The following is a 21,688-nucleotide window of genomic DNA, read 5'->3' as shown; positions in this document are numbered from 1 at the left end:
CTTCAATGAATCAAAATCAAACCGATTTGCAAACCCGATTTATGAGTGCGCGGCCTAGGCAAGTTTCAGGATGTAGACACGCTCCTAGATGAGTTGGACGGCTTGAACAAGGATGATGCCGCTTGAAGAAGCTGCGCATTTCCGATGAAGCTGCGGCCTATCTGAAAGCCGAACGCGCGTAACTTGCCCGCTTCGACAAGCGGGCAGCATCGGCGATGATTCTGCAGATGAGGCATGTCATGGACATGCTGCGGCGTTTTCCGCTGGCGGGAAAAGCTCTGGATGTGCCGCAAGGCGTGCGGCGGTTTTCAGCGCCACCCTATGTCATAGACTATGAAGTGGTGGACGGAATTCTCGGCATTCTGATTGTTCGCCATGCGCGTCAGAGCGACCCGGACATTGCCACTGATACGACCGGCGATTTCGAAAATATCTGATTGTTTTCCAGGAATTGAAACGGCAGCCGGATTCTGTTTGCCGGCGTGTTGAATCACGGCATGAAGCTGCGGATTCAAACTCTTAATACGAGGCCGCAAGCGATTCAAAAGATTCAGGGAATGTCTGCGCTGACGCAGCGTCAGGCCGCGCATCACCTTGCGTCAGCTGGCTGCGGCGGGGTGAGGGCATTGTGATTCCGATCATAGCATCAAGGACTTAACAAATGGCTGATTTTGGCAATGACCCAAGCCTTTGGGCTGCCAAGGGGATCGGTGCTGCGGCCGGGGCTGCGGTCTCGTTGATCTACATGCTGCCGCAGAGCAGGCGCGAGGCTGCCTCGCGCTTCTTCACCGGCCTGTCCTGCGGCCTGGTCTTCGGCGGACCGGCCGGGCTCTGGATCGTTGCCAAGCTCGATATTGCCGGCAGCCTTTCAGGCGCGGAGGTGATGCTGACGGGTTCGGCGGCGTCGAGCCTTGTGGCCTGGTGGGTGCTGGGGGTTGCGGTGCGGTTGGCGGAGAGGTGGGAGTAGTCGGTAGGCAGTAGGCAGTAGGCAGTAGGCAGTAGTGAATAGATGATCAGTCGCGATTGCCCCGATTGCTAGCCATTGCTGGCTATTGCCTACTGCCTATTGGCTTCCGCCCCCCTTTTCAAACTTGGAGAAAAACCATGACGACCGACAGGATGCCTGTCTGGCGAACGCAGAAGTTTGCCAATCTGACTTTGTCCGGGGTGACCGGGGAGGGGCGGTTGTCCGGGTATGCGAGCATTTTCGGCGAGGTCGATCTCGGCAAGGATGCGATCGCGCCCGGCGCTTTCCAGCAATCGCTGGCGCGGCGCGGCGCGTCCGGCGTGCGGATGCTGTTTCAGCATGATCCGGCTGAGCCGCTGGGGGCCTGGAAGACCATTCGCGAAGATGCGCGCGGGCTCTTTGTCGAGGGTCTTTTATCGCCGGGGGTCGCGCGCGCCCAGGAAGTGCACATGCTGATGAAGGCGGGTGCGCTCGATGGGCTGTCGATCGGCTTCCAGACCGTCAAGGCAAGGACCGACGGCAAGACCGGCGTGCGCCGCATTCTGGAGGCCGATCTCTGGGAAATCTCGATCGTCACCTTTCCGATGCTGCCATCGGCGCGGGTTTCGAACGTCAAGAATGCGCGGTTCTTCCGCGATACCGAAACGGAGCTCGTGCGCACGATGCGGCGGGCGGCCCGGATGATGAAGCTCTCTGACAAAAGGATATGAGGGATGACTGAGATGATCAGCGTGGCACCCGAAATCAAGACTGCGCCGGACACCATGACGGCGGCATTCGAGGATTTCATGGGCGCCTTCGAGGCATTCAAGGAAACCAACGACCGGCGGCTGGGGGAGCTGGAAAGCAAGCTGACGGCCGATGTCGTGACCCGCGACAAGATGGACCGCATCGCGCGCACGATGGACGAGCAGAAGCGCGTCATCGACCAGCTGGCGCTGAAGAAGGCGCGCCCGGCGCTGGGACGCAGCGGCGAAGCAAGCCTGGAGACGATGGAGCACAAGGCGGCATTCGAAAGCTATATCCGCCGTGGCGACGAGCAGGCGCTGCGCGAACTGGAGGCCAAGGCGTTTTCGATCGGTTCGGCGAGCGACGGCGGCTATCTGGTGCCCAACGAGACCGACACGGAAATCGGCCGCAGGCTCTCGGTCGTCTCGCCGATCCGCGCGATGGCGACGGTCCGGCAGGTGTCCGGGGCGGTTCTGAAGAAGCCGTTTGCGCTGTCGGGCATGGCGACGGGCTGGGTCTCGGAAACCGCCGCGCGGCCGCAGACCACAACGCCGCAGCTGGCCGAGCTCTCCTTTCCGACCATGGAACTCTATGCCATGCCGGCGGCGACGGCCGCCCTGCTCGACGACGCGGCCGTCGATATCGAGAACTGGATCGCCTCAGAGGTCGATATCGCTTTTGGCGAGCAGGACGGCCTTCGTTTCCGGCGACGGCACCAACAAGCCGAAGGGCTTCTTAAGCTATACCAATGTCGATGAGGCGAGCTGGAGCTGGGGCAATATCGGCTATATCGCCACCGGTGCCGCCGGTGCGTTCCAGACGAGCGGGCCATCCGACACGCTGATCGACGCGATTTATGCGCTGAAGGCCGGCCACCGGCAGAACGCCGCCTTCGTGATGAACCGCAGGACGCAGGCCGAGATCCGCAAGTTCAAGGATGCCGACGGCAACTATCTGTGGCGCCCGCCGGTGGCGGCAGGGGAGCAGGCCTCGCTGATGGGCTTTCCGATTGCCGAGGCTGAGGACATGCCGGATATCGGCGCAAACAGCACCGCAATCGCCTTCGGCAATTTTGCCGCCGGCTATCTCGTCGTCGACCGCACCGGCGTGCGGGTGCTGCGCGATCCCTATTCTGCCAAGCCCTATGTGCTGTTCTACACCACCAAGCGGGTGGGCGGGGGCGTGCAAAATTTCGAGGCTATCAAGCTGATTAAATTCGCTGCATCTTGAATGTAGCGCCGGGCCGCCCTTTTTTTGAAAGGACGGCACCCATTCGCGCCGCGGTCTTCCCTGCCGCAGTCGCGCGAGGGTGGACGCAGCTCCCCTCCCGCTGCGTCCACCCAATCCAATTGCCCTGCACTTATCGCGCTCACCGCATTTCATCGGAGAATTCCATGACCATCACCGAAACGGCGCCGCCGTTTGGCGAGCCGCTGACGCTTGCCGAGACGAAGGCGCATCTGCGCGTCGAAACAAATGCCGAGGATGCGCTGATCACCGCGCTGATCCGCACCGTGCGCGAGCATCTGGAGCGGCAGACAGGGCTTTCACTTTTGACGCGAAGCTTCCGGCTCTATCTCGACGACTGGCCGCCGGCACGGGTGATTCAGATTGGCAGGGGGCCGGTTCAAACGATTGAAGCGGTTACGGTTTATGATGCCGGCGGGACGCCTGCTGATATCGATAGCACCGGTTTCGTGCTGGACGGACAGGCGCGTCCGGCGCGGCTGATCCTGCCGCAGCATCCGCAGCCGGGACAGGCGATCAACGGCATCGAGATCGATCTTACGGCTGGTTTCGGAACAACGGGTGCGGATGTGCCGGATACGCTGAAACGGGCGATGCTGTTGCATGCGGCGCTGCTCTACGAGTTTCGCGGCGCGGTCTCGCCCGGTGACCAGCCGGCGGCGGTGCCTGCCGGTTACGACCGGCTGATCGCACCCTTTTGCCGGCGGGGGCTTTGAGCATGGCTGCGGTCGATCCCGGACAACTTTCGGACCGGCTGGACCTGGAGATGCGCGACGACGCCAGCGACGGCCAGGGCGGCATTGTTGCAGGTTTTGCGCTGGTGACCTCGCTCTGGGCGCGGGTCGAGCCTGTTTCGGTCACACACGAAGAGCAGGCGGATGCGGCGGTCTTTACCGTCACGCATCGGATTTCCATCCGGTTTCGCGCGGATCTGCAGGCCGGTATGCGGTTTTGCAAGGGTGCACGGGTTTTCACGATCCAGGCCTTTCATGATCCCGACGAAACGCGCCGCTATCTGGTCTGCCGTTGCACGGAGGAGGGTCGATGAGTGCTGCAAGCGCTGTCCAGAAGGCGATTTTCCTCAAGCTTTCCGGTGATGCTGCTCTGACGTCCTTGATCGGGCCGGGCGGTGTTCACGATCACCTGCAGGCACGATCGCACCGGCCGTGTATCTCCATTGCCGGGATCGAAAGCCTGGATGCATCGACGGCAAGCGAGGCGGGCGAAGAACATCTGATCACGCTGCACGTGCTGACCGGCGAAGGCGGAGGCCGCACGGCGGAACAGATTGCCGCGCGGGTCCGGGCTTTGCTGTACGATGCGCCGCTCGTTTTGAGCGGGGTTGCGCTGGTCAGCATCCTGCATCGGCGCACGAAGATCAGTCGCGATGCCAAGGCCAAGGGGCATGTGGCGGAAATGGTGTTCCGGGCCGTGACGGAGTAACGACGCTGGGACGGCACCTGTCCAAGCCATATACAGAACCAGATGAGTTCGTATTTACAATGTGTGTACAGATTGATATAAGGCAAATGCAGTGTTTAAGGCCTTCGTTAACGGATAATACTAAGGCGAGTCATCCTTTGGATGATATTCAGGATGATTTTCAAATGTCCTCTGCCAAAAAAGATGAAACTATCAATCTTCGTATGGATGCAAAGACGCGTGATGTGATTTCGCGCGCCGCCGCTGTGGCCGGTAAATCCGTGACGTCCTTTATGACGGAGGCTGCCTATTCGTCCGCACAAAGGGAATTGCTGGATCAGCGCTTTGTCGGCGTCGATGCCACGGTTTTCGATGCGGTCGAGACATTGCTGTCGGAGCCTGCACGGGCAAATCCGAGGCTCGTTGAACTCTTTCGGTCAAACCGTGCATGGATTGACTGAGGCGGGATGTTTCGGAAACCAGCGCCGCTTGGCGATCATCACCGGATAGACGCTTTCGATAGCGGTAAGCCATCGTTGGACGCTTTCCTCAAGGATATGGCGCTTTACAATCAGCACCAGGGTTACAGCCGGACATTCGTCATCGCCGACGCTGACTATCGTGTTGCTGGTTACCACTCGCTGTGTGCGGGTATCATCAGCCGGGACAATGCGCCCAGACAGGTCAAGGGTCATCAGGCTCCAAAGGACATTCCGGTTGCCTTGCTGGCGCGCCTGGCGGTCGATCGCCGATATCAAAAGCAGGGTCTCGGTTTGGCCTTGCTGAAGAATGCCCTTCTGGCGGTGCTATCCACGTCGGAAAGCGTGGCATTTCGCGCCGTCATGGTTCATGCGCTGGATGACGAGGCGGAAGCTTTTTACGCCAGATTTGGTTTTCGCGCGGCGAAAGGGCTGGAGCGGACCTTGCTCCTGCCAACCAAGGATATTGCGGCGTCTTTACAAGCCGCGATGTGACATTCGACTTCAATTTTTAAATCTGAAACGGCGTCCTTCCGGGCGCCTTTTTGTTGTGCGGAAGGATGAAGGCATGGTGGCGCAGAAGGGGAAGGATCTTCTTTTGAAGATCGACAATGGCGGCTCTTATCTGACGGTGGCGGGGTTGCGCTCGAAACGGCTGGCGTTCAACGCCGAGACGGTGGACGCGACAGACGCGGAATCGGCGGGGCGATGGCGTGAGCTGCTTGGCGGCGCGGGCGTGCAGCGGGCATCGGTCTCGGGTGCCGGAATCTTCAAGGATCAGAACTCGGATGCGCTGGTGCGCGCGGCGTTCTTTAACGGCGCCATCTTGAACTGGCAGATCGTCATTCCCGATTTCGGCACGCTGACGGGTCCGTTTCAGGTGACGGCGCTCGAATATTCCGGCCAGTATAATGGCGAAATCCTGTTCGAGACGGCACTGGAATCGGCCGGTGCCCTTAACTTTGCGGCATTGTGATGAGTGCGCGTGGCGGCCGGGCGAACCGGCACCGGGGCGAGGTGGAGGCGGTCATCGGCGGTGAGCGGCGCATTCTTTGCTTGACGCTCGGCAGCCTGGCCGAACTCGAGACGGCGTTTGCGGCCGACAATCTGATGGAGCTGGCGGCGCGCTTTTCGGCCGGGCGGCTGAAGGCTGGCGACATGATCCGCATCTTGAGCGCCGGCCTTCGCGGCGGCGGCAACCTGGTATCGGACGAGGATGTTGCCGTCATGAGTATCGATGGTGGTCTTGCCGGGCTGGCGCGGCTGACCGGCGAGCTGTTGGCGGTGACTTTCGGTGGCGCGGAGGATGCCGCAAACCCTTGAATGCCGCAGCGGGCAATGGGCTGCCGTCGCCGTTTCCCTGGGAAGCGGTGATGCATGCCGGACTGTGCCTGCTGCGGCTTCCGGCGCCCGTCTTCTGGTCGATGACGCCGCGTGAGATGCAGGCGGCTTTGGGCGGATTGAAGCCTGCTGCGCCGGTTCCGGGCCGATCGGGACTGGAGATGCTGATGGCGGCGTTTCCCGACTGAGACGGTGGATATTTTTTTCAAGGAGATGATGATGGACGGTGATGGGATCGGGTTCTCGGGGGCGGCCGAGGATGCGGATGCGTTGAAGGATGTGCTCGACGATCTGGAACGGCGCTCGCACGCGTTCGGCGCCGCACTGACGGGGGCTCTAGCTTCGGCGACGCGCGGCGGCAAGGGGCTGGAGGATGTCTTGCGCGGCGCCGGATTGCGGCTGACGGAGATCGCGCTATCGGCGGGGTTGAAGCCGCTGGAAGGGCTGCTCGGTTCGGCGATTTCGGGGCTTGCGGGAAGCCTGAGTGGGGCCACTGCCTTTGCCAATGGCGGCGTGCCGGGCCGGGTGACGCCGTTTGCCGCCGGCGGCGTCGTCTCCGCGCCGACCTATTTTCCGATGGATGGACAGATGGGGCTGATGGGCGAGGCCGGATCGGAGGCGATCCTGCCCTTGAAGCGCGGCTCCGACGGCTCGCTGGGCGTGGCATCTTCCGGCGGCGGTGCGGCGATGAACGTCGTCTTCAACGTGACGGCGCCGGATGCGCAGAGCTTTCGAAAGTCGGAGGGGCAGATTGCGGCGATGCTGACGCGCACGGTGGGGCGCGGGCGGCGGGGGATGTGAGGGGGAGGGTCGGAGCGGCGCTTTGGGGTGGGGTGATCTGCAGCATGAGGAATTGACGATTGTGTTCGCGGTGGGTCACCCCCACCCGCCGCTTTGCGGCGACCTCCCCCCTCAAGGGGGAGGTGGGAGGTCCATAATGACCGAAGGCCCGCGATCTCAGCGGGCCTTGTCACATTCGGTTGGCTTTGGCGGCCTATTTGTGGATGGCTGTCATGGCCTTTTGCATGGAGGCCATGCACTCGTCCATTTTGCCGGCCTGCATGGCCATGCTGGCGTCGCCGATGGCGGCCATGACTTCGGTTCTGTGTTCCTGCTTGACGGTTTCGGCTTCGGATTTGAGTTTCGTCATGCCGGCGTCGTCGCATGTCACAGTCATGTTCTGTGCGTAAGCGGAGGTCGAAAGGGCCACAATGGTGGCGCCTGCGATAAGAACGGAGCGGATCATCGGGATTTCCTCACTTTGAGTTTATTTTTGCTGTTTGCACGTCTTCAACCAGCTCGATGTGCTCAAGTTCCCTCGTTCTGAAAAAAATGATTTCCGGCGCAAAAGGCTGGAATATTGGATGATAGGACGGCTGGAACTCACGGATATGTCTGCAAATCCGGGTTGGTCTGCGCCTATAGTTGTGCCTGTGGAGCTTGCGTGTCCGATTTTTCCGGAAGCGGCCTCCCGTCCTTTGCCACGTGTGCGCAGAGGGGCGACTGGATGATGCTGTGCAGGAGTACCTTCTGGATCGAAGACAGGCTCCGGAATTAACGGGTTCATTCCGTCCCTTGCGGGCGAAATTGCCGGTGCGGGGGATAAGCATCTGACGGCATGGAGCGGTCTCTGAAGATCCGCTGCCAACCGATTCAACAGACAACGGAAAATATCATGGCAACAGGATTTCACGAGGTCCGGTTTCCCTTGCGCCTGGCATTGGGGACGAGCGGGGGGCCGGTGCGGCGCACGGATATTGTCAGCCTTTCGAACGGGCGGGAAAACCGCAACCGGCGCTGGCGCGATGCGCGCAGGCACTATGATGCGGGCTCGGGGATCAAGTCGATCGGCGATCTCTATGCGGTGCTGGAATTTTTCGAGGCGCGGGCGGGGCAGCTTTACGGGTTCCGGTTTCGTGATCCGCTGGATTTCAAATCCTGCGCGCCGGGTGGTGCGGTCTCAGGGCATGACCAGGTGATCGGTGCCGGTGATGGCGTGAGCGCAGTTTTTCAGTTGGTGAAGACCTATGGCGATGCCGGTGGTGTGACGGTGCGCGAGATCGCCAAGCCGGTTTTGGGGACGGTTTTGGTGTCGGTCGGCGGTGTTTTGGCAGCGCCTGCCGATTTTACGGTGGATGCGGCGAGCGGCCGGGTGACGTTTCTGGCGTCGAAAATTCCGGCTGATGGGGCTGCGGTGAAAGCCGGGTTCGAATTCGATGTGCCGGTGCGGTTCGATACCGACCGGATCGATGTGGATCTGGGGCAGTTTCAGGCCGGGCGCATTCCGACCATTCCTCTGGTGGAGATCAAGCCATGAGAACGCTTTCTGCAGCGCTTGCCGGACATCTGAGCGGCGACGCGACGACCATGTGCCATTGCTGGCGGGTGACGCGGCGCGACGGGACGGTGCTCGGCTTTACCGAGCATGATCATGATCTCACCTTCGACGGCATCGGTTTTTCGGCAGCGAGCGGCTTTCAGGCGGCCGACAGCGAGGTGGCCAGCGGGCTTTCGGTTGAGGCGGGCGAGATCGCCGGCGGTTTTTCCAGCATTGCGATCAGCGAGGCGGATGTGATCGCCGGACGGTATGACGGCGCGACGGTCGAGGTGTTCCAGGTGAACTGGCAGGCGCCGGACCAGCGCACTCTGCTGCGGGTGCAGGAAATCGGCGATGTCGTGGCGGCAGGCGGCGCCTTTCGCGCCGAGCTGCGGCGTCTGACGCATCGGCTGGATCAGGTGCAGGGGCGGATTTACGGGCGGCGCTGCGACGCCGTGTTCGGTGACCGGCGGTGCAAGGTGGATGTCAGCAATCCGGCGTACCGGGGCAGCGGCACGATCGCGGCTGTTTTGGACGGGACGCGGATACGGGTGAGCGGGCTCGATGCGTCGGTGGCGGGTTTTTTCCGGTACGGCATGGCCACGTTCGTTGCCGGTGCCAATGCCGGGCATGTTGCCGATATCGAGGATCACCGCAGGGACGCTGACGGGGTGACGCTGTCGCTCTGGCTGCCGCCGCCTTTGCCGCTTGCGGCGGGAGATACGTTTGCGGTGACGGCGGGATGCGACAAGAGTTTTGCCACCTGTGGAACGGCGTTCGCGAACGCTGTGAATTTCCAGGGATTTCCGCATATGCCGGGGACGGATTTTGCCTTTGGCTATGCGGATGGCGATGCGGTGCATGATGGGCGGGTGTTGTATGAGTGAGCGGGGTGTGAGTGGGGGGGTGGATGGTTCGGAACGTGTGGACCCCCTCATCCGGCCCTTCGGGCCACCTTCTCCCCGTGGGGGAGAAGGGGAAGACGGGGCTGCCCGTGGGGGAGAAGGGGAGGATGGGGCTGCCCGTGGGGAGGAAGAGGGAGACCGGGGGAATGCTTTTGCAAGCCGGATCGTGTCGGTGGCGCGGAGTTGGATTGGGACGCCGTATCGGCATCAGGCGAGCCTGAAGGGGGTCGGTTGCGATTGTCTGGGGCTGGTGCGCGGGGTGTGGCGGGAGATCCATGGCGCGGAGCCGGAACTGCCGCCGGCCTATCAGCCGGACTGGGCGGAGAGAAGCGGCGAGGACCGGTTGCGTGAGGCGGCGCGGCGGTATTTCGGCGTGGAGCTGGCGGTGGCGCAGATGCGGCCGGGGGATTTGCTTTTGTTTTGCTGGCGGCCGGATCTGCCGGCCAAACATGCAGGGATTCTTTCAACCGGCGACCGGTTCATCCATGCCTATGAGCAGGCGGCGGTGATCGAATCGGCGCTGGTGCCCTCCTGGCGGCGGCGGATCGCCGGTGTGTTCCGTTTTCCGCAAAAGGTCTGACGATCATGGCAACCATTCTTCTGCAGGCGGCGGGCGCAGCGCTTGGCAGCGTGTTCGGACCGGTCGGCGCAGTGCTTGGCCGGGCGGCTGGCGCGCTGGCGGGTTCCGTCATCGACCGCTCGATCATCAATGGCACGCAAACGGTCTCCGGCGCCCGGCTGGGCGATGCGCGCATTCCCGGCGCCGAGGACGGCACGGCGATCACCCGCGCCTATGGCACGGTGCGCATCGGCGGTACGCTGATCTGGGCGACGCGGTTCGAGGAGGAGGTGCGGGTCGAGCGGCAGGGCGGCAAGGCAAGCGGGCCGCGCGTCGAGACGTTTCGCTACTATGCCAATTTTGCGCTGGGAATTTGCGAGGGGGAAATTGCCTGCGTGCGCCGCGTTTGGGCCGATGGGCGCGAGCTGGACCTCACCGGGATCGAGATGCGGGTCTATCGCGGCACGGGCAGTCAATTGCCCGATCCGCTGATCGAGGCGAAGCAGGGCGCGGGCAAGGCGCCGGCCTATCGCGGGCTCGCCTATGCCGTGTTCGAGCGGCTGCCGCTGGACAGCTACGGCAACCGGATACCGGTGATCCAGTTCGAGGTGCTGCGGCCGGTTGGCACGCTGGAAAAGCAAATCCGGGCGATCACGATCATTCCGGGTTCCAGCGAGCATGGCTATGATCCCCGCGTGGTGACCGAAGAGACAGGCGCCGGTTCGCGCCGGCTGATCAACCGTAATATTTTTCACGCCGGGTCCGACTGGCATGCCTCGATCGACGAATTGCAGGCCCTGTGCCCGAACCTTGAACGGGTGGCGCTGGTCGTCTCGTGGTTCGGAACGGATCTGCGGGCCGGCCAGTGCCGGATCATGCCGGGGGTGGAAACGGCGGTGCGGCGGGGCGAAAGCCGGCCCTGGTCGGTGTCGGGATTTTCACGCGGCGATGCAAGGCTGGTGAGCCGCAACGAGGGTGGCCCGGCGTATGGCGGCACGCCTGATGATGCTAGCGTCACCATGGCGATCGCCGATCTGAGAGCGCGCGGGCTGAAGGTCTATCTCTATCCCTTCGTGATGATGGACATTGCAGCCGGGAATACGCTGCCCAATCCCTATGGCGGCACGGGGCAACCCGTCTATCCCTGGCGGGGGCGCATTACTGCGCATCCGGCACCGGGCCGTCCAGGCAGTGCCGACAGGACGACGGCAACGCGCACGCAAGTGGCGGCGTTTTGCGGCGATGCCACAGAAGGCGATTTTTCGGTTTCGAGCACGTCGGTAAGATCACTCACCGAAGATGAGGGATATCGCCGGCTGGTGCTTCACTACGCGCTGCTGGCAAGGGCAGCGGGCGGGGTGGAGGGGTTTATCATCGGTTCCGAATTGCGCGGACTGACGCAGTTGCGCGATGGGACGGGGGCCTTTCCCTTTGTGGAAAAGCTGATCGGCCTTGCGGCCGATGTGCGGGGGATATTGGGAGGGACCACCAAGCTCACCTATGGGGCGGACTGGAGCGAATATTTCGGCTACCACCCGCCGGATGGGTCGGGCGACGTGTTCTACAATCTCGATCCGCTCTGGGCTTCGCCCGATATCGATGCGGTCGGGATCGACAATTACATGCCGCTCTCCGACTGGCGCGACGGCGACCTGACGCTCAGCAATCCCGACGGCTTCCGGCTGGCGGAGGATGCGGAGGCGATGCAGGCGATGATTTCGGCGGGCGAGGGCTACGACTGGTACTATGCCAGCCCGGAAGATCGCCGTGACCGGATCCGCACGCCGATCACCGACGGGATGGCGGGAAAGCCGTGGGTCTACCGCTACAAGGATATTGCCAACTGGTGGGGGCAGAGGCATCGCAACCGGATCGGCGGTGCCGAGCAGGCCGTTGCCACCGCCTGGACTGCGGGCGCCAAGCCCATCTGGTTTACCGAACTGGGTTGCCCGGCAATCGACAAGGGGGCGAACCAGCCGAACGTCTTTACCGACCCGAAATCGTCCGAATCGGCGGCGCCCTATGCGTCGAACGGTGCTCGCTGCGATGCCATGCAGCGCCGGTTCCTGCAGGCGCAGCACCGGTTCTGGCAGGGGGACGGTGCGCCCGCATGCGTCGATGCGGATCACATGTTCGTCTGGACCTGGGATGCGCGGCCGATGCCGGCCTTTCCGGAAAATACCGGGCTGTGGTCCGATAGCGCCAATTGGCAGACCGGGCACTGGGTGAATGGGCGGCTGGGCTCTGCGACAGCCGCCGAAGTGATTGCGGCAGTGCTTGCGGATCACGGATTTGAGGGCGGCGATGTCAGCGGCGTCAGCGGCGATCTCACCGGTTATGTGCAGTCGGAGCAGGCTTCGGCGCGCGATGTGCTGGAGCCGTTGATGGCGGCACTGCAGATCGATGCGGTGGAGGACGGCGGGACGCTACGGTTTCGCTCGCGGATGAAGCAGGCGTCGCAGCCGGGTGCGATTTCGGTGCTGGCGGATATCGACGGACAGGCGCTGTTTGTGGAGACGCGCGGGCATGACAGCGATTTCGGCAGCGAGGCCATTCTCGACCGGTTCGATCCGGAAAATGCCTATGAGCGGACAACGGCGCGGTCGCGCCGGGTATCGCCAGGCAATGAGCGGGTGCTGCGGCTGTCGTTGCCGGGGGTGATGTATGATGGCGCAGCTGCAAGCGCTGTCGAGGATGCGCTGCGCGATCATCAGGTCTCGCGCCGGAGCGTGCGCTTTTCGCTGTCGCCGGCAGCACTTGCGTTCGAGCCGGGCGATGTGGTTTCGTTCGAAGAGGGGCCTAAGGGTCCGTTTGTCATCAGCCGGATCGAGGACGGTGCCGCGCGCACGCTCGAGGCGCGGGCGTTTGTGGCGTCGGGTGGCGGGCGTGCGGTCCAGCCGTTAAAGCCGGTCAGCGCGCCGCGTGTTCCATCCGACGGGTTCTCGCCCGTCGTGCACCTGATGGATCTGCCGCAATACGAGACGGGCAATGCCAGCAGTTTTGCGCGGGCAGCAGTCTTTGCGCGGCCATGGCGCGCGGTGACGCTGCTGTCATCGGCAGTGGCGGAGGATTATCAGACGCGGGTGCGGCTTGGGCAGCCGGGGCAGACGGGGGTGCTTGCAGAACCGCTCGCAGCCGGCGTGACCGGCCGGTTTGATGCCGCGCGCGCGCTGACGCTGGATCTGCATTTCGGCGGATTGTCGTCTGTGGGGCGTCTGTCCGTTCTCAACGGGCGCAACCGCATCGCGGTGCTGTCGCTGGACGGTATCTGGGAAATCATCGGTTTTGAAAATGCGCAGGAAATTTCCGCCGGGCGCTGGCGGCTGACGAAACTGCTGCGCGCACTCAACGGGACGATGGACGCGATGCTGGCCGGTGCGGCTGCAGGCACCGCAGTGGTGGTTTTGAACGCCGCGGTTCGGCCGCTGGGGCTGAGCGCCGACGAGGCGGGGCGCGTGATCAACTGGATTGCCGAGGCAGCTGGACAGGCCGTTACACCGACCGGCCCCTTTGCCTTTGCCGGAGGCTTGCGGGCGGAGACGCCGGTGGCGCCGGTCCATCTGCGCGGGCGGCGTCTGGAAGGCGGCGCTATCCGAATCACCTGGATCCGCTGCGCCCGCCGCGACGCCGACCACTGGCTGGACGGCGATATCGCGCTCGATGAACCAGAGGAAAGATATCGCGTCGATATCTTCGACGGCGCCGTCATCAAGCGGTCCTTCGATGTGTCCGAACCGGTGCTGGACTACGGCGCCGGTTTGGTGATCGAGGATTTCGGCGGACCACAGGCAGCGCTGTCGGTACGCATCCGGCAGCGCGGGCAGAAGGTTGCATTCGGTGTTCCGGCGCAGGCTTTGCTTGAGCTTTAAAATTGCAATTTCCCTTTCAAATCACACGCAAATCAAGCCCTCGGACAAGGAGCGTAAAATGAACGATGTGAAGACCTGGTACATGTCGAAGACCATCTGGGGTGGCGTGGTTGCAATCCTGGCATCCTGCGCCAATCTTTTGGGACTGGAGATCGCGCCTGAGGATAAAACCGGCGCTGTGGATGGACTGACCGCGCTTTCGGCAGCGGTGGGTGGACTTGTAGCCATCTGGGGCCGGATTTCCGCCCGGTCTCGCTTGCGCTAGACATCGGGCGAAACCCGCTGTGCCGGGACATTCATTTGCCATTCAGACTGTATCGGTTATTAAAACTGCAACGATGCTTCCCAAGCCGTCCATCTTGTTTTCAATCCGAAAGTGCGTTCATGTCCTCACCCTTGATCATAGCAACGCTTGCAGCGGGCCTTTCCGGATTCGCGCCGCCGGCGATTGATGTGCCATCGATGGTTGTTGCCGTGGATGGCGATTGCGGCCAGGCGGCGGCCGAGGTGGTGGCCAAGACCGGCGGCGAGCTCCTGTCGGCGCAGCCGACGGGCGATGGAAAATGTGTCGTCACGGTGCTTATCCCCGGCAATGGCGGCCGCCCGAAAAAGGTGACGATGCGGGTGCCGATGTAGCTGCACAATGCTTGCCGTCAAACATTCTCGAAACGGATGAAATAAGGTAAGTAGAAATCTCGTGTTGCAACGCGACGGCATATTTTTGGGAAATGCTGGCGCGCAAGGGAAGAAAGTCTGTTCATGCGCATTCTGGTGGTCGAAGACGACGTCAACCTCAACCGTCAATTGACGGACACGCTGAAGGAAGCCGGATATGTCGTCGATCAGGCCTTCGACGGCGAAGAGGGCCATTATCTCGGCGAGGGTGAACCCTACGACGCTGTTATCCTCGACATCGGTCTTCCGGAAATGGACGGCATCACCGTGCTGGAAAAATGGCGCGGTGCCGGAAAGGTCACGCCGGTCCTGATTTTGACCGCCCGCGACCGCTGGAGCGACAAGGTCGCCGGGATCGACGCCGGTGCCGACGACTACGTCACCAAGCCATTCCATGTGGAAGAAGTTCTGGCCCGCATCCGGGCGCTGATCCGGCGTGCGGCAGGACATGCAAGCTCCGAAATCGTCTGCGGCCCGGTGCGGCTGGATACCAAGGGCTCCAAGGCGCTGGTCAACGGCGTGGCGCTGAAGCTGACCTCGCACGAGTTCCGGCTTCTGTCCTATCTGATGCACCATATGGGGCAGGTGGTGTCGCGCACCGAACTGGTCGAACACATGTACGACCAGGATTTTGATCGCGATTCCAACACGATCGAGGTTTTCGTCGGCCGGCTTCGCAAGAAGATCGGCAACGACCTGATCGAAACCGTGCGCGGCCTTGGCTACCGCATGCAGGCTCCGGGCATGGCCAGCAAGGAAGTGAAATCCTGAGCGGGATCACTCTCATCAACCGTGACAACGGGCCGTCCATGCGCCATGAACGCGGGCTTGCGGTATTGTCCTTTCACGCCATCCGGCGGCATCCGTGATGCTGCGCCCGCAATCGCTGACCGCACGCGTTCTTCTGGTGTCCACCATCTGGGCTGTGGCGGCGCTGGTGGTAATCGGCGTGGTGATCTCGACGCTCTACCGGCAGGGGTCCGAGCGCGGCTTTCAGGATCTGCTGCGCGCCCAGCTTTACAATGTCATCAACTCGATCGTCGTCAACGACAAGTCGGTCCTGGCGGGCAGTCCGCAGCTTGGCGACCTGCGCTTTTCGCAGCCGCAGACGGGCTGGTACTGGATCGTCGAGCCGATCGGCGAATTCAACACGCCGCCTTTGATTTCCACATCGCTTGGGTCCGGCAAGCTGCCGATCGCAAGCGTAGACGAGGTTCCCTTCGACATCCGCTACGAGCGCTTCTACACCACCGTCGATTCCTTCAACAACGAAGTTGAAGTGGCGGAAACGGAAGTCGTTCTGGACATTCAGGGGCATACGGCCCGGTTTCGGGTTGCGGGCAATCGCGACGTGCTGGAAGCCGATATCGACGATTTCAACCGCAATCTCTATCTGGCGCTATCGATCTTCGGTTTCGGTGGCCTCGGCATGAACGCGCTGGCCATTCTCTTCGGGCTCAGACCGCTCGACCAGGCGCGCCGGTCGCTGGAAAAGATTCGTGGCGGCGAAAGCGAGCGGCTGGACGGCGAATTTCCGCGCGAAATCCAGCCTTTGGCAAGCGAAGTCAACGCGTTGATCGACAGCAACCGGCGCATTATCGAGCGCGCCCGCATGCAGGTCGGCAATCTCGCCCATTCGCTGAAGACGCCGCTGGCCGTCCTGATCAACGAAGCTAGAGTGCTTGAGGCGCCGCATGGCGATCTCGTCAAGGCGCAGGCGGATGCGATGCAGATGCAGGTGCAATCCTATCTGAACCGCGCCCGCATCGCTGCCCAGCGGGAATCGGTTCTGGCGCGCACCGAGGTGGAGCCCGTGCTTGAGCGGCTTGTACGTGTCATGCGCCGGCTGCACCCGGAAAAGACCTTTTTGCTGACGGTGTCGCCGCCCGGCCTCATTCTCGCGATGGAGCAGCAGGATGTCGAGGAAACGGTCGGCAACCTGCTCGACAATGCCGCGCGCTATGCGACCGAACAGGTTCACATCCTCGCCCAGATCGCGCCCGAGGGCGTGCAGGGCAAAGATCCGGGGCGGCGCAACTGGATTGCCATCGAGGTGGATGACGACGGTCCGGGCCTGGAGCCGGAGCAGATCGGCATTGCCATCAAGCGCGGCAAAAGGCTGGATGAAAGCAAGCCGGGGACCGGCCTCGGATTGTCGATCGTCAGCGAGATTGCCGGGGAGTATCAAGGCACTCTGGGACTATCGCGCGGCGAGCGCGGCGGGCTGAAGGCGCAGATCGTGCTACCCGCTGTGTCATAAGGGGATGTACTATCCGCTGTGACGTGACTTTTTTGACAGGATTGCGGGTAAAATTCCGCAATGAGACGCCTTTGACCGCTGCGATGTTGCCTGTGTATGCGGGGAATGTAAAAAGATAATGAGCCATGAATCGGCGCGACGCCGAGCCATGGTCTGCCGATGCACCGGAAACCGCGAGAGCTATCCGATACGATGAAGAACCAGGCCCGTTTCCCGACCATCCTTTCCGCGACACCGGCTGCGTGCCTGATTGCCTCGGCGCTGCTGATTGCCGGCTGCGGCACGGCGTCGCGTGACGCCGGTCAATTGGCGGGCGGGATCACGTCGAACACGTCGGCATCCTATATCGCAGCCCTTGGCGGCGGCGTCATCGGGCGGCAAGCGGGGCTTTCCATCAGCAAGGCCGACCGCCAGCGGGCGCTGGAGGCGGAATACCGGGCTCTCGAAGGATCGCGCGGCGGGCAGCCTGTTGTCTGGCAGGGTTCCGGCATCAGCGGCTCCGTGGTTGCCGCCGCACCTTATCAGGTCGGCTCGCAGAACTGCCGCCAGTACAGCCATACGGTGACGGTCAAGGGGCAGGATAGCGTCGCCCGCGGGGTCGCTTGCCGCAATGCCGACGGGACGTGGACGCCGCTGGGCTGATCACCGCATTTGCCAGTTGCGGCGAAACGCCTCAAATTTCCGTCATTTCCGGTTTTCCGATTGGAATGGCAGGCTTCGCATAGTAATTGAGCGCACATGCTGTTCTGGATTCTCGTTGCCACCCTGACGGCGGCCGTTGCCGCTGTTCTGCTGCTTCCGTTGCTGCGCGCCGCCGCAGGTGCGGACGCTCCCCAATCCCATGATGCCGAGGTCTATCGCGATCAGCTGGAAGAGTTGAAGCGTGACGAGAAGAACGGTCTGATTTCGGGCGACGAGGCGAATTTTGCGCGTGCCGAGGTCGCCCGCCGCCTGCTGGCTGCGACCGACGCGATGAAGGCAGCGGCGCCCGCGTTGCCGGCCAAGCGCAGCAACCGGCTGGCGCAGCTCGCCGTCATCCTTATCCTGCCTGCCGTCGGCCTCTGTCTTTACTTGCGCACCGGCAATCCGGATGTTCCGGATGCGCCGCTGGCCGCACGTCTGGCCAATCCCGGCGAGGACATGAACATCCTGATCGCACGCGCCGAACAGCAGCTGGTTGTCAATCCGGAGGATGGCGCCGGATGGGATGTGCTGGCACCGATCTATTATCGAACCGGACGGATCGAGGAAGCCGCAGTGGCATTTCGCAACGCGCTGCGGATACGCGGGGCAACGCCCGTGCGTCTCGGCGGCTATGCCGAAAGCCTGATTGCGCTGTCCGGGGGGCTGGTGACCAACGAGGCGCGTGATGCGTTGCAGAAGCTGCTGGCGATCGAGCCGGGCGATCCGCGTGCGCAATTCTACCTGGCGCTGGCCCTGAAGCAGGAGGGCAAGATGCCGGAGGCGCTGGCAGCTTTCGAGCAGATCGTCAAAACATCGCCGGCCGGCGCACCCTGGCTGCCGCTGGTCAACGAGCATATTGCCGGGCTCAAGGGTGGCGATACGGCAGGCGCGGCGCAACAGGCCGGCACGCCGCCGGGCAACCCCACAAGCGAGGATATCGCGGCGGCCAGAGACATGAGCACCGGCGATCGATCGGCGATGATCGAGGGCATGGTCGAGAGCCTTGCGGAGAAGCTGAAGACGGAGCCGAAGAATTTTGAAGGATGGATGCGGATCATCCGGTCCTATTCCGTGCTCGGAGACAAGGACAAGGCAGCCGATGCCCTGAAACAGGGGCTTGCGATCTTCCCGGCGGATGGCAGCGAAGGCAAGCAATTGCTGGCCTTGGCAGGCGAGCTTGGGCTGAAGGCCGATGGAGGCGTGGAATGACCCGCAAACAGAAGCGCCTCGTGATCATCGGCGGCGGCGTGACGTTCATCGCTGCGGCCGTGCTTCTCGTCATGGTCGCGTTCAGCCAGGCCATCGCCTATTTCTATGTGCCCGGCGATCTCATGAAGGCGGATGTCGCCCCCGGCACGCGCATCCGGCTGGGCGGCCTGGTGGAGACGGGCTCGCTCAAGCGCGGTGAGGGCATGACCATCACCTTCAGCGTCACCGATACGCTGGACAAGGTGCCGGTGACCTATACGGGCATTCTGCCGGACTTGTTCCGCGAGGGGCAGGGTGTCGTGGCCGAGGGGAGTTTCAAGGAGGGAAGCCCGGTTTTCGTTGCCGATACCGTGCTTGCCAAGCATGATGAAACCTACATGCCCAAGGACGTGGCGGACCGGTTGAAGGCGCAGGGCGTCAATCTCGGCGGCAAGGAAAATATCCAATGATCATCGAGCTTGGCCACTATGCTCTGGTTCTGGCGCTTGCCACGTCGCTGTTGCAGGCCGTGTTGCCTGTCATCGGGGCGCTGCGCAACGACGGGGCGCTGATGGAGATCGGCACGGTGGCGGCCAAGGCCACGTTTCTCTTGATGGCGCTCTCCTTCGGTGTGCTTACCTACGCCCATGTGACCTCGGATTTCTCCGTTCAGAACGTCTGGGAGAATTCGCATTCGCAAATTCCGCTGATCTACAAGTTTTCCGGCGTTTGGGGCAATCACGAAGGCTCGATGCTGCTCTGGGTGCTGATCCTCACGTTTTTTTCGGCATTGGTCGCGGTGTTCGGCAACAATCTGCCCGAGACTCTGAAAGCCAATGTGTTGGCCGTCCAGGCCTGGATCGCCGTGTCGTTCTCGCTGTTCATCCTGTTGACATCCAATCCCTTCAACCGGCTGCTGGATGCACCGGGCGAGGGACGCGACCTCAATCCGGTGCTGCAGGATATCGGGCTCGCCATTCATCCGCCGTTGCTCTACCTCGGTTATGTCGGCTTTTCAGTCTGCTTCTCCTTTGCCATTGCAGCACTGATCGAAGGCCGTATCGATGCGGCCTGGGCGCGCTGGGTGCGGCCGTGGACGCTGGCGGCTTGGACCTGTCTGACGGCGGGTATCTCGATGGGGTCCTACTGGGCCTATTACGAACTCGGCTGGGGCGGCTGGTGGTTCTGGGATCCGGTCGAGAACGCGTCCTTCATCCCCTGGCTTGCCGGCACGGCGCTGCTGCATTCGGCGCTGGTGATGGAAAAGCGCGAGGCCTTGAAGATCTGGACCGTGCTTCTGGCGATCATGACATTTTCGATGTCGCTGCTCGGCACCTTCCTCGTCCGCTCCGGCGTTTTGACTTCGGTCCACGCCTTTGCCACCGACCCGACGCGGGGTGTCTTCATCCTGATGATCCTCATCCTCTTCATTGGCGGGGCGCTATCGCTGTTTGCCTTCCGCGCCGCGCATCTGAAAGCGGGCGGATTGTTTGCGCCGATTTCGCGCGAAGGGGCGCTGGTCCTCAACAATCTCATCCTGACGACGGCGGCCGCGACGGTTCTGATTGGAACGCTTTATCCGCTGGCGCTGGAAGCGGTGACGGGGGCGAAAATCTCCGTCGGGCCGCCCTTCTTCAACATGACCTTCGGCCTGTTGATGCTGCCGCTGATGCTGGCGGTGCCGTTCGGGCCGCTTCTGGCCTGGAAGCGCGGCGATCTGCTGGGCGCCGGTCAGCGCCTGTTTGCAGCTGTGGCATTCGGCCTGGTTGCCGGAAGCGTCATCTACTACGCGCAGAATGGCGGACCGGTGATGGCGCTGTTCGGCATCGCGCTCGGGGCCTATATGATCGCCGGGTCGCTGACGGAGCTTTTCCTGCGCTCCGGGCTTGGCAAGGTGACGGCTGCCGTGGCGTGGCGCCGGGTGTCCGGCCTGCCACGATCGGTTTTCGGCACAGCGCTGGCGCATGCCGGCCTTGGGGTGACGCTGATCGGGATTGTTGCGGTCACGGCGTTTGAGACCGAGCATATCGTCGAGATGAAGCCGGGCATGACGACGGAGGCTGGCGGTTACACGCTGCGTTTCGACGGTTTGCGCAACGGCAACGGCCCGAACTATAGCGAGGAATCCGGGCACTTCACCATCAGCCAGGGCGGTGTCGAGATCGCCGATGTCTGGTCGTCGAAGCGGTTTTATACGGCGCGGCAGATGCCGACCACGGAGGCCGGTATCCGCACTTTCGGTTTGAGCCAGCTCTATGTTTCGCTCGGAGATGACATCAAGGACGGCGGTATTGTCATCCGGGTCTGGTGGAAGCCGATGATCCTCTGCATCTGGCTCGGGACGGTGTTCATGATGGCCGGGGGCGCGGTCTCGCTGAGCGACCGGCGCCTGAGGGTCGGCGCACCCTCGCGCGCAAAGAAGCCGAGGAAACAGGTGCTGGAGCCGGCGCCATGATCCGCCGGCTGCTCGTCCTGGTCTTCCTGCTTTTGTCGATATCGCCGGTCTTTGCCGTCAACCCCGACGAGGTTCTGGCCGACCCGGCGTTGGAAACGCGGGCGCGGGAACTGTCGGCGCAATTGCGCTGCATGGTCTGCCAGAACCAGTCCATCGACGATTCCAATGCCGAACTGGCCAAGGACCTGCGGCTTCTGGTGCGCGAGCGGATCACCAATGGCGACAGCGACGACGATGTTATCGCCTATGTGGTTTCGCGTTACGGCGAATTCGTGCTGCTCAATCCCCGCTTTGAAATGAAGACGCTGCTTTTATGGGGTGCGCCGGTGCTGCTGCTTCTGGCTGGTGCTGCGGCCATGCTGGCGGCTGCAAGGCGCCGGACCGGCAAAGTGACGGGAACGGCACTGTCTGCGGACGAGCAGGCGCGGCTGGATGCGATCTTGAAGGATTGATTTCCTTTCCTTTGTTGGAGGGGCAAGAGAGGTTTCTGGCTGCAGCGGCTTTCTCTGGCATCCGGTGGCAGTGAGGCCATTGGTTTATTCCCAACATTACCAAAAGTTCATTCTACGGACACAAGTCAGTAAGGTGCG

General features: G+C 62.5%; 25 protein-coding genes and 2 pseudogenes. 26 read left to right on the top strand and 1 reads right to left on the bottom strand.

Annotation, left to right across the window (positions count from 1 at the left end):
- Positions 1-200: 200 nt before the first annotated feature.
- The 13 genes and pseudogenes from ASD32_RS21140 to ASD32_RS21080 all read left to right on the top strand — a co-directional run.
- Positions 201-437: pseudogene (locus tag ASD32_RS21140) on the top strand (type II toxin-antitoxin system RelE/ParE family toxin); the annotation flags it as partial.
- A gap of 224 nt (positions 438-661) precedes the next feature.
- Positions 662-967 carry a DUF6107 family protein gene (locus tag ASD32_RS21135; RefSeq protein ID WP_060640030.1) on the top strand — a complete coding sequence of 102 codons (306 nt, stop codon included), beginning with the start codon at positions 662-664 and terminating at the stop codon, positions 965-967.
- Between the two features lie 137 nt (positions 968-1,104).
- Positions 1,105-1,677: an HK97 family phage prohead protease gene (locus tag ASD32_RS21130; RefSeq protein WP_060640029.1), complete on the top strand. Its 573-nt coding sequence runs from the start codon at positions 1,105-1,107 to the stop codon at positions 1,675-1,677.
- A 3-nt stretch (positions 1,678-1,680) separates the two neighbouring features.
- Positions 1,681-2,926: pseudogene (locus ASD32_RS21125) on the top strand (phage major capsid protein).
- 164 nt (positions 2,927-3,090) lie between these two features.
- Positions 3,091-3,660 (top strand): phage head-tail connector protein, encoded by a 570-nt coding sequence (locus ASD32_RS21120; RefSeq protein WP_060640028.1) that lies wholly within the window; start codon positions 3,091-3,093, stop codon positions 3,658-3,660.
- A 2-nt stretch (positions 3,661-3,662) separates the two neighbouring features.
- Positions 3,663-3,992, top strand: coding sequence for a phage head closure protein (locus ASD32_RS21115; RefSeq protein ID WP_060640027.1), 330 nt, complete (start codon positions 3,663-3,665; stop codon positions 3,990-3,992).
- Positions 3,989-4,387 (top strand): DUF3168 domain-containing protein, encoded by a 399-nt coding sequence (locus ASD32_RS21110; protein WP_060640026.1) that lies wholly within the window; start codon positions 3,989-3,991, stop codon positions 4,385-4,387. The genes ASD32_RS21115 and ASD32_RS21110 overlap by 4 nt, the downstream gene beginning before the upstream one ends.
- A 137-nt stretch (positions 4,388-4,524) precedes the next feature.
- A complete protein-coding gene (locus ASD32_RS21105; RefSeq protein ID WP_060640025.1) occupies positions 4,525-4,827 on the top strand; it encodes a DUF1778 domain-containing protein in 303 nt (100 codons plus the stop codon).
- A gap of 75 nt (positions 4,828-4,902) precedes the next feature.
- The gene (locus ASD32_RS21100) at positions 4,903-5,340 is read left to right on the top strand and encodes a GNAT family N-acetyltransferase (RefSeq protein WP_244490221.1); all 438 of its coding nucleotides are present in this window, start codon (positions 4,903-4,905) and stop codon (positions 5,338-5,340) included.
- Positions 5,341-5,413: 73 nt separating this feature from the next.
- A complete protein-coding gene (locus ASD32_RS21095) occupies positions 5,414-5,821 on the top strand; it encodes a phage major tail protein, TP901-1 family (protein ID WP_060640023.1) in 408 nt (135 codons plus the stop codon).
- Positions 5,821-6,168 (top strand): gene transfer agent family protein, encoded by a 348-nt coding sequence (locus ASD32_RS21090; RefSeq protein WP_060640022.1) that lies wholly within the window; start codon positions 5,821-5,823, stop codon positions 6,166-6,168. Before ASD32_RS21095 ends, ASD32_RS21090 begins: the two co-directional genes overlap by 1 nt.
- Positions 6,165-6,374, top strand: coding sequence for a rcc01693 family protein (locus ASD32_RS21085; protein WP_060640021.1), 210 nt, complete (start codon positions 6,165-6,167; stop codon positions 6,372-6,374). The genes ASD32_RS21090 and ASD32_RS21085 overlap by 4 nt, the downstream gene beginning before the upstream one ends.
- Positions 6,375-6,405: 31 nt before the next feature.
- Positions 6,406-6,987 carry a phage tail tape measure protein gene (locus ASD32_RS21080; protein ID WP_060640036.1) on the top strand — a complete coding sequence of 194 codons (582 nt, stop codon included), beginning with the start codon at positions 6,406-6,408 and terminating at the stop codon, positions 6,985-6,987.
- 193 nt (positions 6,988-7,180) lie between these two features.
- Here ASD32_RS21080 and ASD32_RS21075 read toward each other — a convergent pair whose 3' ends face one another.
- Positions 7,181-7,432, bottom strand: coding sequence for a hypothetical protein (locus ASD32_RS21075; RefSeq protein WP_060640020.1), 252 nt, complete (start codon positions 7,430-7,432; stop codon positions 7,181-7,183).
- 429 nt (positions 7,433-7,861) lie between these two features.
- Between ASD32_RS21075 and ASD32_RS21070 the strand changes: the two genes are divergently transcribed.
- From ASD32_RS21070 to ASD32_RS21010, 13 genes are all read left to right on the top strand, one after another.
- A complete protein-coding gene (locus ASD32_RS21070; RefSeq protein WP_060640035.1) occupies positions 7,862-8,503 on the top strand; it encodes a DUF2460 domain-containing protein in 642 nt (213 codons plus the stop codon).
- Positions 8,500-9,390: a DUF2163 domain-containing protein gene (locus ASD32_RS21065; RefSeq protein ID WP_060640019.1), complete on the top strand. Its 891-nt coding sequence runs from the start codon at positions 8,500-8,502 to the stop codon at positions 9,388-9,390. The genes ASD32_RS21070 and ASD32_RS21065 overlap by 4 nt, the downstream gene beginning before the upstream one ends.
- Positions 9,391-9,571: 181 nt before the next feature.
- Positions 9,572-9,988: an NlpC/P60 family protein gene (locus ASD32_RS21060; RefSeq protein ID WP_060640034.1), complete on the top strand. Its 417-nt coding sequence runs from the start codon at positions 9,572-9,574 to the stop codon at positions 9,986-9,988.
- A 5-nt stretch (positions 9,989-9,993) separates the two neighbouring features.
- Positions 9,994-13,836 (top strand): glycoside hydrolase/phage tail family protein, encoded by a 3,843-nt coding sequence (locus ASD32_RS21055; RefSeq protein WP_060640018.1) that lies wholly within the window; start codon positions 9,994-9,996, stop codon positions 13,834-13,836.
- 58 nt (positions 13,837-13,894) lie between these two features.
- The gene (locus tag ASD32_RS21050; RefSeq protein WP_060640017.1) at positions 13,895-14,101 is read left to right on the top strand and encodes a hypothetical protein; all 207 of its coding nucleotides are present in this window, start codon (positions 13,895-13,897) and stop codon (positions 14,099-14,101) included.
- Between the two features lie 119 nt (positions 14,102-14,220).
- Entirely contained in the window at positions 14,221-14,472 is a 252-nt protein-coding gene (locus ASD32_RS21045) for a hypothetical protein (RefSeq protein ID WP_060503652.1), read from the top strand.
- Positions 14,473-14,595: 123 nt separating this feature from the next.
- A complete protein-coding gene (locus ASD32_RS21040) occupies positions 14,596-15,282 on the top strand; it encodes a response regulator transcription factor (RefSeq protein WP_060640016.1) in 687 nt (228 codons plus the stop codon).
- Positions 15,283-15,382: 100 nt separating this feature from the next.
- Positions 15,383-16,771 carry an ATP-binding protein gene (locus tag ASD32_RS21035; RefSeq protein WP_060640033.1) on the top strand — a complete coding sequence of 463 codons (1,389 nt, stop codon included), beginning with the start codon at positions 15,383-15,385 and terminating at the stop codon, positions 16,769-16,771.
- Between the two features lie 192 nt (positions 16,772-16,963).
- A complete protein-coding gene (locus ASD32_RS21030) occupies positions 16,964-17,413 on the top strand; it encodes a hypothetical protein (RefSeq protein ID WP_060640015.1) in 450 nt (149 codons plus the stop codon).
- A 96-nt stretch (positions 17,414-17,509) separates the two neighbouring features.
- The gene (gene ccmI, locus ASD32_RS21025; protein ID WP_060640014.1) at positions 17,510-18,664 is read left to right on the top strand and encodes a c-type cytochrome biogenesis protein CcmI; all 1,155 of its coding nucleotides are present in this window, start codon (positions 17,510-17,512) and stop codon (positions 18,662-18,664) included.
- Positions 18,661-19,113, top strand: coding sequence for a cytochrome c maturation protein CcmE (ccmE, locus tag ASD32_RS21020; protein WP_060640013.1), 453 nt, complete (start codon positions 18,661-18,663; stop codon positions 19,111-19,113). Before ccmI ends, ccmE begins: the two co-directional genes overlap by 4 nt.
- On the top strand, positions 19,110-21,098 hold the full coding sequence (locus ASD32_RS21015; protein WP_060640012.1) for a heme lyase CcmF/NrfE family subunit: 1,989 nt from the start codon (positions 19,110-19,112) through the stop codon (positions 21,096-21,098). The genes ccmE and ASD32_RS21015 overlap by 4 nt, the downstream gene beginning before the upstream one ends.
- Positions 21,095-21,550, top strand: a complete 456-nt coding sequence (locus ASD32_RS21010) for a cytochrome c-type biogenesis protein (protein ID WP_060640011.1) — start codon at positions 21,095-21,097, stop codon at positions 21,548-21,550. Before ASD32_RS21015 ends, ASD32_RS21010 begins: the two co-directional genes overlap by 4 nt.
- Positions 21,551-21,688: the final 138 nt, after the last annotated feature.

The sequence above is a fragment of the Rhizobium sp. Root483D2 genome (assembly GCF_001426685.1).
In the GTDB taxonomy this organism is placed as follows: domain Bacteria; phylum Pseudomonadota; class Alphaproteobacteria; order Rhizobiales; family Rhizobiaceae; genus Pararhizobium; species Pararhizobium qamdonense.
This window is presented reverse-complemented; position numbering and strand designations above follow the sequence as displayed.

Bases quoted from the DNA above. Each gene is read 5' to 3' on its own strand.
- ASD32_RS21010 (WP_060640011.1), top strand. From the start codon at position 21,095: ATGATCCGCCGGCTGCTCGTCCTGGTCTTCCTGCTTTTGTCGATATCG.
- ASD32_RS21050 (WP_060640017.1), top strand. From the start codon at position 13,895: ATGAACGATGTGAAGACCTGGTACATGTCGAAGACCATCTGGGGTGGC.
- ASD32_RS21120 (WP_060640028.1), top strand. From the start codon at position 3,091: ATGACCATCACCGAAACGGCGCCGCCGTTTGGCGAGCCGCTGACGCTT.
- ASD32_RS21090 (WP_060640022.1), top strand. From the start codon at position 5,821: ATGAGTGCGCGTGGCGGCCGGGCGAACCGGCACCGGGGCGAGGTGGAG.
- ASD32_RS21065 (WP_060640019.1), top strand. From the start codon at position 8,500: ATGAGAACGCTTTCTGCAGCGCTTGCCGGACATCTGAGCGGCGACGCG.
- ASD32_RS21115 (WP_060640027.1), top strand. From the start codon at position 3,663: ATGGCTGCGGTCGATCCCGGACAACTTTCGGACCGGCTGGACCTGGAG.
- ASD32_RS21095 (WP_060640023.1), top strand. From the start codon at position 5,414: ATGGTGGCGCAGAAGGGGAAGGATCTTCTTTTGAAGATCGACAATGGC.
- ASD32_RS21040 (WP_060640016.1), top strand. From the start codon at position 14,596: ATGCGCATTCTGGTGGTCGAAGACGACGTCAACCTCAACCGTCAATTG.
- ASD32_RS21135 (WP_060640030.1), top strand. From the start codon at position 662: ATGGCTGATTTTGGCAATGACCCAAGCCTTTGGGCTGCCAAGGGGATC.
- ccmE (WP_060640013.1), top strand. From the start codon at position 18,661: ATGACCCGCAAACAGAAGCGCCTCGTGATCATCGGCGGCGGCGTGACG.
- ASD32_RS21075 (WP_060640020.1), bottom strand. From the start codon at position 7,432: ATGATCCGCTCCGTTCTTATCGCAGGCGCCACCATTGTGGCCCTTTCG.
- ASD32_RS21130 (WP_060640029.1), top strand. From the start codon at position 1,105: ATGACGACCGACAGGATGCCTGTCTGGCGAACGCAGAAGTTTGCCAAT.
- ASD32_RS21030 (WP_060640015.1), top strand. From the start codon at position 16,964: ATGAAGAACCAGGCCCGTTTCCCGACCATCCTTTCCGCGACACCGGCT.
- ASD32_RS21110 (WP_060640026.1), top strand. From the start codon at position 3,989: ATGAGTGCTGCAAGCGCTGTCCAGAAGGCGATTTTCCTCAAGCTTTCC.
- ccmI (WP_060640014.1), top strand. From the start codon at position 17,510: ATGCTGTTCTGGATTCTCGTTGCCACCCTGACGGCGGCCGTTGCCGCT.
- ASD32_RS21070 (WP_060640035.1), top strand. From the start codon at position 7,862: ATGGCAACAGGATTTCACGAGGTCCGGTTTCCCTTGCGCCTGGCATTG.
- ASD32_RS21055 (WP_060640018.1), top strand. From the start codon at position 9,994: ATGGCAACCATTCTTCTGCAGGCGGCGGGCGCAGCGCTTGGCAGCGTG.
- ASD32_RS21015 (WP_060640012.1), top strand. From the start codon at position 19,110: ATGATCATCGAGCTTGGCCACTATGCTCTGGTTCTGGCGCTTGCCACG.
- ASD32_RS21045 (WP_060503652.1), top strand. From the start codon at position 14,221: ATGTCCTCACCCTTGATCATAGCAACGCTTGCAGCGGGCCTTTCCGGA.
- ASD32_RS21080 (WP_060640036.1), top strand. From the start codon at position 6,406: ATGGACGGTGATGGGATCGGGTTCTCGGGGGCGGCCGAGGATGCGGAT.